This window comes from Aliivibrio sp. A6, assembly GCF_028765505.1.
GTDB classification, from domain to species: Bacteria; Pseudomonadota; Gammaproteobacteria; order Enterobacterales; family Vibrionaceae; genus Aliivibrio; species Aliivibrio finisterrensis_A.
Window position 1 is genome coordinate 1 of record NZ_JARACR010000005.1, and the last position, 17494, is coordinate 17494.

Annotated in this window: 9 protein-coding genes and 8 pseudogenes; 7 read left to right on the forward strand and 10 right to left on the reverse strand. The window is 35.9% G+C overall.

Going from position 1 to position 17494, the window contains the following annotated elements; all coding sequences use genetic code 11:
• Nucleotides 1-117 precede the first annotated feature (117 nt).
• From PVK70_RS04475 to PVK70_RS04505, 7 genes and pseudogenes are all read right to left on the reverse strand, one after another.
• Nucleotides 118-1026: pseudogene (locus PVK70_RS04475) on the reverse strand (IS5 family transposase).
• Nucleotides 1027-1759: 733 nt separating this feature from the next.
• Nucleotides 1760-2380 (reverse strand): annotated as a pseudogene (locus PVK70_RS04480) (IS5 family transposase); the annotation flags it as partial.
• Nucleotides 2381-2410: 30 nt separating this feature from the next.
• The gene (locus PVK70_RS04485; protein ID WP_242504796.1) at nt 2411-2815 is read right to left on the reverse strand and encodes a CZB domain-containing protein; all 405 of its coding nucleotides are present in this window, start codon (nt 2813-2815) and stop codon (nt 2411-2413) included.
• A gap of 6 nt (nt 2816-2821) precedes the next feature.
• Nucleotides 2822-3493 (reverse strand): annotated as a pseudogene (locus PVK70_RS19065) (methyl-accepting chemotaxis protein); the annotation flags it as partial.
• A gap of 249 nt (nt 3494-3742) precedes the next feature.
• On the reverse strand, nt 3743-5359 hold the full coding sequence (locus tag PVK70_RS04495; protein WP_130048339.1) for a methyl-accepting chemotaxis protein: 1617 nt from the start codon (nt 5357-5359) through the stop codon (nt 3743-3745).
• A 154-nt stretch (nt 5360-5513) separates the two neighbouring features.
• Nucleotides 5514-5740, reverse strand: a pseudogene (locus PVK70_RS04500) (ISAs1 family transposase); the annotation flags it as partial.
• Nucleotides 5741-5779: 39 nt separating this feature from the next.
• A pseudogene (locus tag PVK70_RS04505) lies at nt 5780-6543 on the reverse strand (IS5 family transposase); the annotation flags it as partial.
• Nucleotides 6544-6717: 174 nt separating this feature from the next.
• On the opposite strand from PVK70_RS04505, the gene PVK70_RS04510 reads away from it, so the two are divergent.
• Together PVK70_RS04510 and PVK70_RS04515 are read left to right on the forward strand one after the other, a co-directional pair.
• The gene (locus PVK70_RS04510; RefSeq protein WP_130048338.1) at nt 6718-7185 is read left to right on the forward strand and encodes a PDC sensor domain-containing protein; all 468 of its coding nucleotides are present in this window, start codon (nt 6718-6720) and stop codon (nt 7183-7185) included.
• 36 nt (nt 7186-7221) lie between these two features.
• Entirely contained in the window at nt 7222-8556 is a 1335-nt protein-coding gene (locus PVK70_RS04515; RefSeq protein ID WP_242504795.1) for a methyl-accepting chemotaxis protein, read from the forward strand.
• A 286-nt stretch (nt 8557-8842) separates the two neighbouring features.
• Here the strand turns inward: PVK70_RS04515 and PVK70_RS04520 are convergent, their stop codons facing one another.
• The gene (locus PVK70_RS04520; RefSeq protein ID WP_130048337.1) at nt 8843-9223 is read right to left on the reverse strand and encodes a YgiW/YdeI family stress tolerance OB fold protein; all 381 of its coding nucleotides are present in this window, start codon (nt 9221-9223) and stop codon (nt 8843-8845) included.
• 459 nt (nt 9224-9682) lie between these two features.
• Nucleotides 9683-10804, reverse strand: a pseudogene (gene tnpC, locus PVK70_RS04525) (IS66 family transposase); the annotation flags it as partial.
• Between the two features lie 150 nt (nt 10805-10954).
• Here tnpC and PVK70_RS04530 point away from each other — a divergent pair.
• Nucleotides 10955-11096: pseudogene (locus PVK70_RS04530) on the forward strand (DUF4277 domain-containing protein); the annotation flags it as partial.
• 39 nt (nt 11097-11135) lie between these two features.
• On the opposite strand, the gene PVK70_RS04535 reads toward PVK70_RS04530, so the two are convergent.
• On the reverse strand, nt 11136-11375 hold the full coding sequence (locus PVK70_RS04535; RefSeq protein ID WP_130048336.1) for a hypothetical protein: 240 nt from the start codon (nt 11373-11375) through the stop codon (nt 11136-11138).
• 307 nt (nt 11376-11682) lie between these two features.
• On the opposite strand from PVK70_RS04535, the gene PVK70_RS04540 reads away from it, so the two are divergent.
• From PVK70_RS04540 to PVK70_RS04555, 4 genes and pseudogenes are all read left to right on the forward strand, one after another.
• Nucleotides 11683-13431 carry a methyl-accepting chemotaxis protein gene (locus PVK70_RS04540; protein ID WP_165367182.1) on the forward strand — a complete coding sequence of 583 codons (1749 nt, stop codon included), beginning with the start codon at nt 11683-11685 and terminating at the stop codon, nt 13429-13431.
• Between the two features lie 215 nt (nt 13432-13646).
• Nucleotides 13647-14033 (forward strand): annotated as a pseudogene (locus PVK70_RS04545) (transposase); the annotation flags it as partial.
• 664 nt (nt 14034-14697) lie between these two features.
• On the forward strand, nt 14698-15792 hold the full coding sequence (locus PVK70_RS04550) for a tyrosine-type recombinase/integrase (protein ID WP_130048334.1): 1095 nt from the start codon (nt 14698-14700) through the stop codon (nt 15790-15792).
• Between the two features lie 169 nt (nt 15793-15961).
• Nucleotides 15962-17440, forward strand: coding sequence for a hypothetical protein (locus tag PVK70_RS04555; RefSeq protein ID WP_130048333.1), 1479 nt, complete (start codon nt 15962-15964; stop codon nt 17438-17440).
• The last annotated feature ends 54 nt before the right edge of the window (nt 17441-17494 follow it).

Below are 17494 nucleotides of genomic sequence, written 5' to 3' on the forward strand. Positions count from 1 at the left end.
GAGATCTCCTTCCCTTGACCACAAGTAGTATCGTAAAAGCTAGACAGCGTAGTGGCTGTAAACGGCGTTGTTGACTAAATCAGGTAAGGAGTGTCGTTATCCAACTCAACATACCTGCTAGTTTCTAATAGGCATACCTAGCCCTAGAACTTTGTTCATAGCTTTGACATTTGCCAATGCCTCACCAACTTGAGCGTTGTAACATCTCAAGCTCAATGTACCGCTAGTCAGTCCTTTGTATCGAGACATTGCCGTTTCAGAGAGCGAGCGGTCGTGATAACCAGAGTCAGTCTTCCACTGAGCTAACATATCGTTTTTGAGCGCATCAACAGCTTCATTTCGAGCATGGCCTTTTTTCCAGTAACCCGCATTTTTTCTAGGTGGGATGAGAGGCTTGCAGCCCTTAGTCCGCAGTACCTCATGACACTTTTTGGTGTCGTAAGCTCCGTCTCCTGACACCGCATGAACCTTTCTGCGAAGTGGATTCAATAATGTTGGAAGAGCTTCACTATCACCAACGTTGACGAGGCTTACTTCAGCGCTAATGACCTCATGAGTATCAACATCAACCGCAAGATGCAGTTTACGCCAAGTCCTACGTTTCTCGGCTCCATGCTTTTTAACTTTCCATTCGCCTTCCCCAAAGACTTTCAGACCAGTTGAATCTATCGCTATGTGACGAACTGGACCTTTGGATTTGTTCTTATACTTAATCTGAACGGTCTTTGACCGTTTGCTTATACTGGTATAGTCAGGGGATCTTAAAGGGACTTCCATTAACGCAAATATTGAATCAATAAAGCCTTGAAGAGCACGTAATGGTAGGGAGAATATCCCTTTAATCATTAAAGCTGTTTCAATTGCGGGATCAGAAAACTAAAAGCCTCTACCTCGTTTACCATGGTGGGGCTTGCATCGCCATGCCTCAATGGCTGAGTCATCTACCCAGAACGTAACTGCCCCTCGTTTGCATAGAGCTTTGTTGTATGCACTCCAGTTCGTTATCTTCTTTTTCGACTTACCCATACCATCACCATGTATCTGCTATATGGGATCAGATCGCAGGGTTTGGGAAAGGTTCAACTGATTTAGTCAACAACGCCGCTGTAAACCATTACGTTATCTATTTCATACCACTGCAAGTTAATGGGAGACAGAAGAATCGTTTGATCTAATTTGTGGACTCAAAATCATGAGCGTTGATGGGATTCAATTTAAAACACCTGAAACTAAGGATAACCAAAAGTTTGGCTACGCGACAAATAAGACTATATTTCCTTCAGTTCTTACTGTTACCCTTATATCCACACACACCCACATTATTTCAGATACAATTGTGAAATATCTTATGCACAACAGCTAGTTGTGATCCGCTCAAAATAATTCATTAACTCTTTTTAACCGTGGTTTTATGTCCACTGAACTTTTTGAATCATGGCGTAATGCAGGAAAAAATACTCATTAGTTAATTACAATAAAAAGTAAATTTAGATACTAAATTTTAGAAGAGTTTTTAGACTACGATAAACTTATTAAAATACCAGTTTCGCCTGATACAAAACGAAAATATCTCACCTCGGGAATAATAGCTAGCAAGCTTGTTTAGTTTTAATTCCTGAGCCAAAGGGAGAGAGTAAAGGGTTTATTACTTCATTTGTAGTCTCCAGTGACTTACCCATTGAAGATATTGTTGACGTCTACTTGGAGCGATGGGAAATAGAGCAAAGTCAACTCTTAATGGTAAATTAAGTGGTTAATATTAAACTAAATATCGGTAATTAAAAGTAAGCATCGACTCATGCTTCTTCCTGATATTACAACCAGTTACAAAGCGATCGGCATTAAGCCCTATGGGCTTGTTTAACATCTAATTATGGCGTAAGTCTCGTCAACTTGAGCATTGTAATTTCTTAAGCTTAATGTACCACCGAGCTGTTGTTACACGGAAGAGCTCCGTCTCTGAGAGCGAAAATTTATGATAACCGTACTTCTTTTTCCAATGCTTATTTGAACCATATAGCTTCTGGCAACCGACCGCTAGATTGCAGGGGTGACCTTGTTCCCCGAAGACTGTACCTTTCTTCGGGGGGATGAGCGGGACGGCTAGTTTGATGTGAATAGTTTCATAACACGACCTTGTGTCGTAAGCACCATCGCCAGATATTTCATTGATTCTTCGGCGGGTCTATTTGAGTAAGTTTAGCTGAACTTCTCCATCGCTTACATTCGATAAACTTAATTCAGCCGCAATGATTGCATGCGTGTTTGTATCAACAGCTAAATGTAGCTTCTCCAGCTCGTCACTTCCCATTAGTACCATGCTTTTTAATTTTCAATCACCTCCGCCAAACACTTGTAAGCCAGTGGAATCAATAGCAATACACAATGCAAGACCACTACATGATAGTCGTCAATTTATTTCACCTTCAATTTTATCAAGTAAACGAATCACAACCTCCGCCGATTTTTCCATCAATTCTAAATGATAGATACCTGTGATTTCATCATCATTATTAAAAGCTTGAAGCGCTAAGCGACCTTCGTTATGAACATTTTTATGCGGTATTTCAAGTTCTTTATACGATGGTAAATTAGAAAATAGTTGCTTTCCACGCCCAATATAATACCATTTCCCCAAGCGGCATTGATGATGATCAATCACATCTGAGCTGCTAAAGTCTTGTGTATGTATCCGTTGATATATATTAGCTTTCCATACTACATGATCCAATTGTACTAATCTTAAAAAAATTGACGAATAAATAGACCTAACTAAGCTATATAATAGTTCTGCTTTATTAACTAAAGAAGTCACTATACTTATTAATTCATTAACTCTTCCACTTAATTTTGAACATTGTTGATCAATTAACTGTGCGCTATGTTCACATTGTGATGTATTATCGGCAATATTGCTGACTTCTAATTGGATTAAACTAGCGGCCACACTTGCATTCTGTGCTAATTTTCTAACTTCATCAGCAACAACAGAAAAACCACGCCCATGCTCACCAGCCCGAGCTGCTTCTATGGCTGCATTTAAGGCTAATAAATTGGTTTGATCTGATACAGAGTTAATGGTCGTTACAAAACGACCAATATCAGTTGAGTTTATTTTTAATACGTTAAGTGAATTACCACTATTAGAAACTTCAACCATCAAATCACTTAATATATGGTTAAATTCAGTTAAAATCGAGAACCCATCACGATTATCTTTTATATGCTGTTCTAAATATTCTTTTAGCTTATCACTAGAAGTTGCCATATTAGTTCGTATCTGTTCAATCGGCAATATTGTTTTTAGTAAATTCTCTGAAAAGGCTTGTTGTAGTTTAAGCTGATTTACTTTTTTTTCTAACATTTTTTCTTGAAGATAAAATTCATTATCTTGCTTAGTAATTTGCTCTAGCAATTTTTTTATTGTCTTTTGAAGACCATTGATTTTATCTTCATTTAAGTCTTTTTGGTTTGAACATAAAAAAGAGAACATTGTAAATATTAACCTTATTTATACATAATTCATTATAAATTAAATGATTCGCACAATTTATTGAAAACGACATCACTTCATCATTCAGGGCAACCGTATGAGCTTACAAATTATTAACAACCTTGGTGTGCAAATATCAATGGGAATATTATCAAAACTTAAATTATTGATATTTTGTGAAAGGTAGAACGTCAACTCCCAATAACTTCTTGCTAGGTACTTAAAACGACGACTATAATAAATCCATTATTAATCTAATTTAAAAAATGACAGCTCATTAGTCTGTTGTTCCGCCAATAAAGCTAACTCTTGGGACGCTTGCTCTGTTTGATTGACGGCCGCCATATTTTCATTAACCAAGTCAAAAACTCTTATCGTGTTTTTAGCAATATCCTCTGTAACAGAGGATTGCTCTTGAGATGCGGTTGCTACAAGAGTATTTATATCTGAGATAGATTTAACAGACTTGGTAATATCCTCAAAAGAAGATTTAACATTACTTAATAAAATTACCGACTCTTGAATAGAATTTACATTCAATCGCATATTGTCATTCGTTTTTTCTGATTTAGATTGCAAAGTTAATATAATATTTTGGATACTTTTTGTTGATTCTTGGGTCTTAGCTGCGAGACTTCGAACTTCATCCGCCACCACAGCAAAACCGCGACCTTGCTCTCCTGCACGAGCGGCTTCAATTGCAGCATTTAACGCTAATAAATTAGTTTGGTCTGAAATAGCACTAATGACACTGGTAACTTCACCAATAGTAATAGCACTGCTTTTAAGCTCTTCTATCATGTTGGCCGTTTCTTGTACGGAATCATTAATAGTCTGTGTTAATACTATCGATTGCTCTAATGCTTTATTTCCTAAATCAATGTGACCTATCGCTTGTTTGGTTTTATCTTCTGCTTGCAAGGCATTTAAAGAAACCTCTTTTGAAGTACTTGATAACTCACTAATCGCCGTTGAAATGGTTTCCACTTGTGATAATTCATTTTGAGTATTATTAGCTATATTTTTCATAACCACCGTTAATTCTTCAGAAGACACGGTTACATTTTCAGAAATATGAAAAGAAGAATTAATCACGCTTGTGAGTTTTTCATTAAGTGTAATCATTGACGCATAAATGCCCGTTTCCTTACCTGTCACGTCAAATGAATTGGATAAATCACCATTAGCTATTGTATCAAAAATGGTAAAAATATTATTCAAATCATTACCTAGTATGAGGTTATATTTTCTAACACAAAATAAAATCAATAATCCAACAAAAAAGTTAATTACAATGCCGATAACAATACCTTTCGTTAAAAAAGCATAGAACATATCTTGAATGACTTTATCTTGTATACCACTACCTAAATACCAATGCCAACGCTGGCTTTTGACTGCTATTGAATTAATTTCAGTAGTAACATCGCCATTAGTTGATATCCATGAATAAGTAACTACCTTACCAGGTGCATTAACTAACTGGCTTTTTAAATTATTTTCAGCTTCTACTCCAATAATATCACTAAATTTTTTACCTATGATTTGCGGATCTAATGGTGCAGCTATAAAATCTAAGTTTTTATCTGTTGCCCATATATACTCATTGTCTACATACACTAGCTCTTGAAGTGCATTTGCGGCAAGTTTTTTAGCTATACCTTCATTCAACTCGCCATTGTCTGCTTTCGTTTCAAAAAACGAGACCATATTAACTGCGTTAGTTAATAAATGTTCTAACCGCGTTTCATTACCATTTATCATTGTAGTTCTAACATTTAAAGCTGCAATAATAATGGACATAAAAATAACCAAAACAAAAGAAACATACGCTATGAACACTTTGATATTTGCATTTATATTCACGTTTTACTCTCTCATTACTATAAGTGACATCTTTGTTAATTCACTTAAGACCAAAATAATCAATCACTATATTTTACCAAATTAAACACCAACTATGTATTTTTATACTGTATTTTTTGTATATAACCACGACTAACGCATGTTTATACCGCGGCTAGAGCATTTTAATTCCCGCATCCAAAAAGACTGACCTGTACTTATCATCAATAGCTGCTATCTTCTTTTTTTCTCACCATGTTGATATTTTTAGTCGTATCTTGCTTGAAAATACTCAAAGCCATTTTCCTCAATACATTGAATGCTAATGCTTCACTTACCTCTTCGGATGCGAGATTCATCTTCTCTAAACGTCATATCTAACATCCAATGGGCGTTGTTGACCAAATCATTTGAACCTTTCCTAAATCCTAGGTTCTGAACTTTGATCATTACGTGAGTCTCACCAACCTGAGCGTTGTAGCTCTTCAGGCTTAATTTCCCACCTAACAATTATTTCGCGTGTCTAATAGTGAGCTTATGGTAGCCATACCGCTAAGTTGCGAAGATGTCCTTGTTACCGGCTGCCCCTTTTCGTGGCGGGATGGTCGGAACCGATCGCTTGATTCGTATAGCATCATGGCAAGTCCTTGTGTCATAAGCTCCATCACCTGATATCTCAATAATTTTACGACGTGTCTGCTAAGTAAGTTGGGAAGCACTTCAGCATCGATTACGTTAGATAGACTCAACTCCGTTGCGACTATTTTGTGTGTGCTTGTATCTACTGCGAGATGTAATTTACCCCTGACTCTGCGCCTCCCATCAGTACCATGCTTCTTGACCTTCCACTCACCCACGCCATAAACCTTAAGACCAGTGGCATCAATGGTCAGATGTTATATTGCTCCTCTGGCTTTAGTTTTAAATGAAACTTCAATTTCCTTAGCTCGACGAGCTATACAGGTATAGTGTGGACTAACAAGCGGGATATTAGTTAATGTAAATACTGAGCCTAGAAAACCTTACAGTGCTCTCAATGGCATAGAGAAAACGCGTTTCACCATCAGTGCGGTAGTAATGGCTAAGTTGCTGAATCGGCGAGATCTATCACGTTTGCCTTGTTTGTTTTGCTTCTACTCGGCTATCGCTTTCTCATCAATCCAAAAGGTCAAAGAACCACGGTTTATTAAGGCTACTACTTCCAATTTAGTTGTATTTTAATGAGGTTTAGGTATGAGGCTACGACAATTAATGGGTGTAACCGACCAGATCGTAGCTTCGTGATTTAGTTCCATCGATTTAAGCAACAAAACCCCTAAAATAAAGTATATTTAAAAATCCTATTTTGTTATATTGTTCTTTTTTAGACATCTAAAATCATGAACGCTAAACTACTAAAGTATATTTCCGCAACATCGTTAATACTCCTTGCTTTTGCTTTATATATTACCAATAACCTGATTACAAAAGATCTTGAGATTAAAGCCAATAACTTAAGTATTTCAGAATCTAATCTGGTCACATCTATATTCGATAGCAACGTAAAAATTCATCAACAAAGTTTAATGCAATTAAGTAACATTATTAATTTTACAGATGATAACTCAACATTAGAATTATTAACTTCTGTGCATGAAACTAACCTCCGTTATCTCGATGTATATTTTTCTGAATCTAACGGTCGTGCGATCTCATCTCTTGAGAATGGTGAAATTATTGACTTTAACGCATCTCAAAGAGCATGGTTCATAGGTGCTAAATCTAAACCTAAAAGTGTATATGTTAGTGCCCCATATAAAGATGTAATCACTTCTGATTATGTTATAACTTTATCAAAAGCTATTTAATATGGGGATGGAGATATTGGAGTTATAGCTATTGATTTGACAACATCTAATATTATGGACGGTGTAGGGGATATTAAATACTTATTTTATTTTAACAAAGGTACTATTTGGTTAAGTTCTGATAAAAACCAAGTTGGTAAAAATATTAATGACCTCGATGAGGTTTTTAATCATGTTAAATCAAAAGAAATATATATGTATTATTATGATAATAATTGGGTATCTTTGTATAAAGAGAATGTACCGTATGGCGAATCAATTGTATTTACAGACCAAAATTATAATGTAAAGTCAAAATATATTATGTTAAGTATCTCTTTTTCTATTTTGTTTTTTGTTATCGCTGTATTAAGTTGCATTCTATTATCCCTTGTTAGAAAGGAAATAAAAAACATCCCTAGCATAATATCATGGTTAAATCAGATAAGTGAAGGTAAGCTTACAACATTAGAAATAAACAAATCAAATAATGAGCTTGATTTAATTGTTAATTCTGTGTCACAACTTTTGATTAAACTATCAGATGTAATAAAATTATCAGTTGATATTTCTAATAATGTAAACAAATCTTCAGCTGAATTAACCTTCATTATGGGAAATTCAGCAAAAAATACCAATAGTGAATTAGCTAAAATAGAAAACATCTCAACAGCAATTAGTGAATTATCAAACACTTCAAAAGAAGTATTATTTAATGCATCTGAAGCGACGAGTGAAACAGTAAAAGCAATTGGTGATGTTAATAAAGGTAGTGAATGTTTATATAATTCAATACTATTAACTAAAAACATTAATGAATCAATAAAAGATACAGCTGTTATTATTGAAGAGTTAAAAAATAGAGCTATAGATATCAGTGAAGTAACTAATGTTATTAGTACTATTTCAAGCCAAATAAATTTGTTAGCATTAAATGCGGCAATAGAAGCAGCTCGAGCAGGTGAACATGGGCGTGGCTTTGCAGTTGTTGCTGATGAGGTTAGAAATCTAGCAGCTAAGACTCAATCATCAACGAAAAATATTCAAGAAATTATATCTTCATTACAACAGTTATCAGTAAAAGCTAATGATAATATGACAATCAATGTTGCATCTATTCAAGAATCAGTGTTGTTATCTACTAATGTGAAATTATCATTAGATAGCATAACACAATCAGTTAAATCAATATCAGATATTAACACTTTAGTCGCTAGAACATCTCAAGAGCAATTTACTGTTACAGAGGAAATTGCTAATAATACAACGAAAATGGTTGAACTAGTAAATGAGAATGTAGTATCCGTAAATCAAACTCAACAGGCAGCACAAGAATTAACATTATTAGCTGAAATACAGAATAAAAGAATGTCATTTTTTAAAATAAGTTAAATGAATAATTTTGTTTGTTGCTATTTACTAAACTAGGGAGCCTTTCATACATTTTGTAATCAGATCATTATCACGGATTTTTAAATATTGAATAGCTAGTCACAATTGATTCAATATTTAGCTAGTGTTGAAGCATATCTGTAAAAACAGGCTAAGTGTAGAAGCTGAAAAGGCTCCATAAAGATTGTAATACATATCTCTGGAGCCTTTAGTTTTATTGATGTTAGCTTAACTGACTGGCATTACCTAAAATTTGGCGACCTTTTCATAATCAATAACGTTAATACTATTGAACTAGACTTACGCGATCAACATCAATCTTTGTATAGTTAAGTTCTTTATCTATATCACCATGAATCATAATTTTAGTTGTAGGAGTTGCTTGTAAACCAAACCATTTGTCATGATCAATTTCCACATGAATAGTTCCTGTATTATCTTTAAACGTATAAATTTCACCGCCTAAAGATGCAACTAAATAGCCAGTAAGCATTACTGCTGTATCATCACTAAACATACCCGTATCTAAAACTGATTTCACAGTATTAATACCTTGATACGGACCCGAAAAACCACCTTGCTGTGCATTTACTGCTTGGTTAATTACTTGGTTGTTAGCAAAAACAGACGATGATACCAATGTCGCTAATAGAATTAATTTTTTCATTAGAATGAGTTTCCTAAAAGTTAGTAACAACATTATTGCACTGTCAATATGAACTAGAAATGAACAAACAGAAAAAACTCAGACTAATCCAATAATACACATTTAATATAAAGTAATTTACATAGTTACATTAGAGTCAGCCCTAATGTCATAGGGTTAATTTGAGCCCTAAAATCCTTTGTCATCAACTCTTTGTTATGTAGTATTCAAGACTGAACCTTAAGCATTGATATTTGCATAAGTCAATCTAAAATACTGTTTTATCTGGCTTTTCTTTACCTGTGACAAACTAAAATAATGACAACAGCCATAAATCCACATTGTTGACCGCTTTGAAAAACGATACTGAAGGCAATATTTGAAGTGAGATACTACGCCTCATGATCAAGGCCAATAAACTGGCCCAGACTAAACTGAAGTGACCCCCTTAGGTAAGACATGTTGAACATCCAGCCACTATTTAAATTCACCCAATATTGGTTCAGCTTCCTGTTTTCTTATTTTCTTATTTTCTTATTTTCTGTAGTTCATTTACGGATAATCCCTTTGTCTTTCTTTCTATGCCATAAAGTTTGGCGATGAAGTTGAGGCATCTTTCGGGTTTTCCTGCTTTTTTAGAGGGGGATGCTTTTTCTGCATCGGTGAATTTTCTACTAACGAGTGCCATGCACACGGCTTGTGTCACTGCATCTACGCTGTAGCCACCAGAGAGCAAGTACCCTAAAAGTCTTTTGCACGCGTTGCTGCACGGCTTGGGTGATAATCATAGATAACAACAGGATTTTTAATGAACTCACCACTACGGTAAACCCACATATAAGATTTGCTTTGCGCTTTTCTATCTTTTTCGCGCAGCACTTGTACTGTGATTTCATCTGCACAGATAAGCTTTTCATTAAACAGCCTTGATTTCATCTCATCAATAACGGGTTGTACTTTGTTACCCAACTGAACACACCATTTAGCCAATGTCGCACGGCTAATATCAATGCCTGAGCGGTTTAATATGTCGACCTGACGATACAATGGCAAGGCATCCACGTATTTAGCGGTCACGACTGCCGCAAAGGCCTCAGCACTTCCCATGCTTTTGGGGATCATGCTAGCGGGCTTTGGTACGATGATGATTTTGGATTGAGTTTGTGTTTTTTCACATTGGCGACAAGCGTACTTAGTGCGCTCGTGGCGAATAACACAGACCTTTGAGGAATGATTTTAAGCTCTTCTGAGGTTTCTACACCACATTCATGCAATGGTTCATCACAACACTCAAAATAAGGTGCGTTGAGTTCATGCAGGTTTATCTCACGCTCAAGCTCTTTTGGTAGAGACTTGCGACCTGTTTTTCTTCTCATCATTAGATTTAGGGAGCGACTTTTGCTGCTCAGCCTCATTAAAAGTACCTTTTGGTAATTTTTCACTTTGTGATGAAAAGCGCTTGGATTTATTTAGGTTTAATTGCTCAACCAAGAGTTCAACTTGAATTTTTAATTCTGCGACTTCTTCTTGTTTGGTAATAAGTAACTTATCTTTAACTTCATTCTGGTAATGAAGCTGAGATTCCGCAGCCAACTCCAGAATTTAAACTGTGTGAACTAGCGAACATTTTTCAATAAAATCTACGATACCATCTTGACTACGATCGGTAGTTTTGATCTATTACTGTTATTTGACGGTCTCAAATTATGTCTACCCAATCAGTTATTAAACCTTAGATCACACCTCGGACTCATTGCCATTTTCTACCATGAATGATTGATGCTGTAATCTCAAGTATTCAGTGCCCCATGTTTCTCATGGAGATGTGGTATTAGCCATGCTCCTTAATGGACTTGGTTTTCATAGCAGAACACTGCACATGTTTTCAGATTTTTTAAGCGATTGAACTTAATACCCTCATTTTTACGGTCTCTTACTTTTGGTATTTTAACTTCGATATCACCAAGCCCAGTTTGACTATTTCGTTCAGGCTGATAGCCATTTCGGACCACTCGTCTGAGACCATTAATGGTCTCATTCTCGTACTTTCTAGTAATATCGCTAATTCAGCGTCAATAGCTTGAACTAAAAACTGTTGACCCCCTTTTTTCAATAGTTCTTGTAAAGGATTCTCTGGAGTATCCATTGAAATGATATTATTATTGTCATTCATTGCGGTGTAGTTCCTGTTAGTTGTTGACTAGCCAAGATCGATTAACGATTACATCGTAATGTCTCTCCATACACCAGAAATAACTATAGCACCGAATGTATGGTAATCAATTAAAAATAACAACATTGCAACCTGGAATCTACATTTTATAATGCGCTCACTCAATATACAGGGTTCATCTATGTCTTTAAAAGCAAAATTACTCCTTTCAATATTTATATTCATAACAATAATAATCACAACACTCACAACTATTACATATATAACTCAAAAGAATAATTTACATTCTCAAATTCATTCAGAAACTATGAATATAGGTAAAGTTCAAGCTGAGCGATTTGGTGAATGGTTACTATTACATAAAGACATCGTAAACTCTTTAGCTCAAGACATTAATAATGGTGATGTTATTTTCGCGTTACAACAAGCACAGAAAATTGGTGAATTACAACTAACTTATTTTGCGGAAAATAATGGACGAATGAGAGACTCAGATACGAGCATTGATCGTACCGCATACGATCCATTAACTAAATCATGGTATAATAACGCTTTAGAAAAAAATGCATTAATGACCACAACCCCAAGCTATAGTGCGTCAAGTAAAGATATTTTGCGTATCATGATCGTATCCCCTACGCCAAGCAAAAATGGCGTAGTCGGCGCTAATTTACCGATTGATTCATTGATTAAAAAAGTGAATCACATTCAATTACCCGCTAATGGTAAAACTATTTTAATTCATAACAATGGCATAATTTTAGCTCATTACGATCCTGACAATACTTTAAAACCTATTTCAGAAATTGAACCTACATTAACAACTACAGTATTAAATAAAATAATGAATGCAAATGAAATGTTGAACATTACATTTCAAAGTGACCATGAAAACAAAAGCGTATGGGGAAGTGAAATTCCTAATAGTGACTGGAGCCTAGTTTACATTCTCGAACAAAAAAAAATAGATGCTCCATTAAGAGATTTATTAATTAATAACTTAATACCAGCAGTGATCTTACTATTAATTAGCCTTGTTATCACGGCACTATTAATTGGATTTTTACTTAAACCATTAAACGACATCACCAATTCTTTGCGGAAAATTATTGAAGGCGAGGGAGACCTAACACAAAAAATTACAGCAAAATACATGGATGAGATTGGTCTACTTGCCACCTATTTTAATACCTTTATAGAAGGTATGCACACCATGATTTCTCGTTTACGTGATATTTCTATTGAACTAGAAATTCAATCTCAACAATCTCTTAAAAATACAAATTTAAGTAAAATTAATATCCAAGATCAACAAGATGAGATTAACCTTATTGCAATTGCAATACATGAAATGGCAGCGACCACTCAAGAAATTGCATACAACACAGAAAATGCAGCAAAAGAAGCAAATAACGCGGTTGATTTTTCAATGAACAGTGCGTCAAAAATGAATGAAAGCCAGCAAGCTATTAATGACCTATCCAATAAAACTAAAACTGCAATGGATGTTGTTTATACTTTAAACATCCACTCTCAAAATATATCGACAATATTATCTACAATTAAAAACATTTCAGAACAAACTAATTTATTAGCATTAAATGCAGCTATCGAAGCCGCTCGTGCTGGAGAGCATGGTAGAGGTTTCTCCGTTGTTGCTGATGAAGTTCGCATGTTAAGCCAACGTACACATGCATCAACGGAAGAAATACAAACAACCATTGAAGCCTTACAGGCAATCATTCAAAATGCTATTGATATCATAGATGAAAGCCATTCTCTTGCCGACAATAGCGTATCGAATGTTCAACATGTCTCTCAATCTTTAACTGTAATTAATCAAGTTATCGATCAAATTAATGATATGACCACTACTATTGCCACCTCCGCTGAAGAACAAACTGCGGTTACTAATGAAATTAATCAAAATACTCTTGCGATTCGAGATTCAACAGTATCACTAGTTGCTGATTTAATAAATGCCGAAGAACAGTCTTCAAGATTGGCTGATTTAGCGAATAATTTAAAGCAAGAAATCGCACATTTTAAATTGTAATAATACTCAATTTATGAATTATCCCCCTCCGTGAGACATGACATCAATGTCGCATGGAAGGCTGGGCAGGATCCCAATTTGTGAACAAAATTTTCTTGATTTAAGCGACTATGACCTAATTAACCTGAACTCGGGATAAAAATTGAAGTGAACTAAAAGCTGATTCTGCGATCAGCTCTTTCGACCAAGAGAGAACAATCGCAAAGAAACCAACTATGCATAAACTAGTAGACTTTATTTTGTCATGTCAATGACTTTTGTCAGGTTTTTCTACCTCAATGGAAAAAACTTCAACTAGAGAATGGGGAACGCAAGCGCAACCGTAAAGGACGCATGTCTGAAAGTAAAATAATGACCATCATTATTGCTTTTCATATGTCGCATCAACGCGATTTTAAGAACTTCTATTTCACAGATACCACAAAAGTGAATTTCCTACGCTACTAAGCTATACACATTTTCTTGAAGTGATGCCGTCAGTTCTCGCGCCTCTAAATTCTTTCTTCACTCATGTGAAAGGAGATCCCACTGACATTGAGTTTATCTATTCTACTAGTATCAAAGTCTGTCATAACTTACGTATTCCGAGGAACAAAGTGTTTAAACTGAGATTCCGCAGGTATTTTTGTGCTTATTTTCGAAGCATTTAGCGACATTTTCGGAGAAAATGTGCACCTTTAGATGATTGCGTCTTGTTCAATAAAATCACTAACAAATCTCGAATAATATCCACCGTAATATCATGCAGTTAGGATTGCTTTTACTTAATCTTACATTAATAGCATGATTCAGAACCTAAATCACGAATGCAGTTAACATACACCTTTAAACTAAGTAATTTGTCACGTTTTAAAATGCCTGAATTGGCTGCGGAATGACGGATTAATACGTCATATGGTTAGTATAACTTTCCACTTAACTAATTCAGCACTCTCTTTGTAAAGTTTTGGCTTTCCGCCATTTTTCTGATTTCACGGCAGTTTTCACTGTACGCAAGTGTGATCAAGATTCCAAAACGTAAAACTCCAAAAAATTCTTTTTACTGCTTAAATTACTCACCAATAAACGTAAAACTCTAAATTGAACTCGATTGAAAAATTAGGGGAAATATCATCTCTTTCTTGTTCTTGTTCTTGTTATACATAACCCATGATCACGAGTCATTATTTATATCTTAATTTCATCAACTTAGGGATTTGACGTAACGTTTTCTTCATCGTAATTTCCATTCAAGACGCAGCATTTGGGCTGCCAAATGAGTAAATTATGAAAATAAAAACAATCAACGACTATCTAGATTCTTACCTCGCAGAAAGGCGTTTTAGCGTATCTCCATCAACGCTAAGATCAGAAGCAAGTAAAACAAACAATGTAAGAAAATCTCTCGGTAAGCTAATGATCAATTCTGTGCTTCATAGTGACCTTCGCCAATTAATAATGAAATGGCACAAGCGCTTTTCCAACAAGACGATTAATGGTCATTTAACTATTCTTCGTGCTATTTTTTTGCGAGCTATGCTCGATGGAATTATTGCTCGTAACCCAATGGAAGGAATTGATAACCTCAAAAACTCCCATAATGAACCGAATCCATTTACTAAAGCAGAAATAGCACTCATGTATGAGTGCAGTAACGTATGTGAACAGGGTAAGAATGCTACGTTATTTAATTTGCTAACAGGGTTGCGGATTGGTGAGTTGATTGCTACTTCTTGGGATGATATCGATTGGAAACGCAATGTTCTTTATGTACGACGTGCTCGTGTATTGAACGGTTATAAAGTACCAAAAACGTCAAGCTCTGTACGTGCTGTTGAGCTTAATCCTCTCGCTGTCGATATTCTGAAAAAGCAGTTGTTACTTACAGGGAAACGTCGTCGAAAAACTGTTGATGTTTTACAGCGAGACAATAAAACGTATCAGAAAGAATCTATCACGTTTATTTTCATTAACAGTAAAACACGTCAGCCGTTTCTTAATGCCAAGCAGTTTGGTAAAACTTTTTTTAATCCCTTTTTAGAAACTGCTGCTATCGCACACAGAGGTTCTGGTCAGCTTCGTCACACGTTCGCTTCACAGTGTTTAACAGCAGGCATTAGCAAAGAGTGGATATCAAGCCAGATGGGACATACTGGCACAAACATGGTCGATCTCCATTATGGCAAATGGCTGCGTGAAGATGCTCCAGATTGTGCCTTACTTGCTTCTCAGCATCTACAAGATGCATTTGGAATGCCTGTGGTCAAGCGCACTGTATCCTTCCCTGCTGCACCTGACTCATCTTCTGCATTGCTAGTAAGTCAACTTACAAAAAAGCCGCATTTAATGCAGTTAATCCAAGCAATGATGGAGGATGCGTGATGGGTGTCTTTTCGCTTGAGAACAATTCAAAAGTCGCGCATTTGGTAAATGTGACGACAACGCAACCCGCTGCGCTTGCGTCACACTTTTTGTTCCAAAAAGATGCACGCAAGCTGCGGGCAAGAGGAGTACCTCTTGACTCCCTGGCTAGCTCCCCACGGGAGCTAGCATGAAATCGATCCGCTTCTTTCATCGCAGATACAATTTTACATCAAATCAGAAAGATCGCTCTCGTTGTGATCGGTCTCTGATGCACTCTCTTCGCCTCGCAACAGAAGCAAAACCGACGAAGCAATTTGAATGGAATGATCGCTTATCCGATACAAATCTATTATGGCGTAATGGTGAAACGTTTCCGTTGCACTCACTTAGTGATGAGAACAAAGAACAATTACTTTTTACAACCGCGCCAGCGCCACTAATTCGTGATTACACAAAAATACAAACGAAGCATCGGCAGTACCGTAAGAAACTGAAAACAGCAATCGCAGCTGAATACAAGAATGGTAACGAGGCAGCTGCTGCGTTTCTAGAAGAAATCCTTGAGTCATCAGGGCATGTCTCGTATAGCAATATTGAAAAGTTCAAAACGATGGTGATGTCGCGGAAAACACAACGAGTCAAAATGTTAGAGACTTATCTTGATGCGCACAACCAAACGCAAAGTCGCCCTAACCTAAATTGCACATTTATCCAAGAGGGAATATTTAAGATCCCCCACAAATGGAAAGTGACCAATGAGCATGTTTCGTTGCAAGAATATATGACGTTCACGGTAAATTTTTTAACACATCATTTCCCTGATTATCCTATTCAATTAGTGATTGGACACGATGATGAGCGTGATATTGATGACAATACAGGAGCACATACGCACTACTTTTTGTCAGGAAGGAACAAAAACACGGGTGAATTTGACTTATTAAGAAACCAAAAGATCGTAGTTAATCAATACATCGAAAAGGTTGATTTGAACGATAAAGTGCTCCCCGTTAATGACGATTTATCTAAAGAGCAAACACGGTTTTTTGGGGAGATGTTTCAGAAAATGGTGTTTGAGTATGCTAACGAGCACCTTTTTAGCAAAAAAGGATTAATCGCAGAACTTGCTCCAGAATCAGAACGTAGATCTAAACAGCGTCAAAAAATGAATCAGGAAGCCAAACTACCGAAATCTGAACGGGAGTTCAATTTCCATAATCTAATGATTAAAAAGAAAAGAGAGCAACTATTGGAACTAAATCACCAAGTGACAGATGCAGAAACTCAACTTGATGAAAAAAACACTCAGCTCAACATCATGCTTGGGGAATTGCTGATGCTAAAAGAAGAACAACTCAATATTCAACAAGAAAACTACGCGCTATCAGATCAAGTACAGGTGTTACGTGCCGAGAAACAAACGCTTCTAATAATGTTACGTACATTTAATGATGAGTTAATGAACAAACTAACGATCTTCTGTACCCATTTTTTTATGGCGTTACATACAAAAGAGCTTGGTTATCAGCATAAAGCAATACGCTTTCTTGACGAGGCAATGAATACTCTCTGGGAATTACCTGCCCCTTTGAAAGTCAAGGCTCAAGAATTAATAAATAAATTATCACCTTCAAGAAAAGAAGATAATTTCAGAAAAGAGCGATAGCTATCTATGTCGCATTAATCCCCCTATTTGTTTGTTAGTAATGTTTGTTACTAA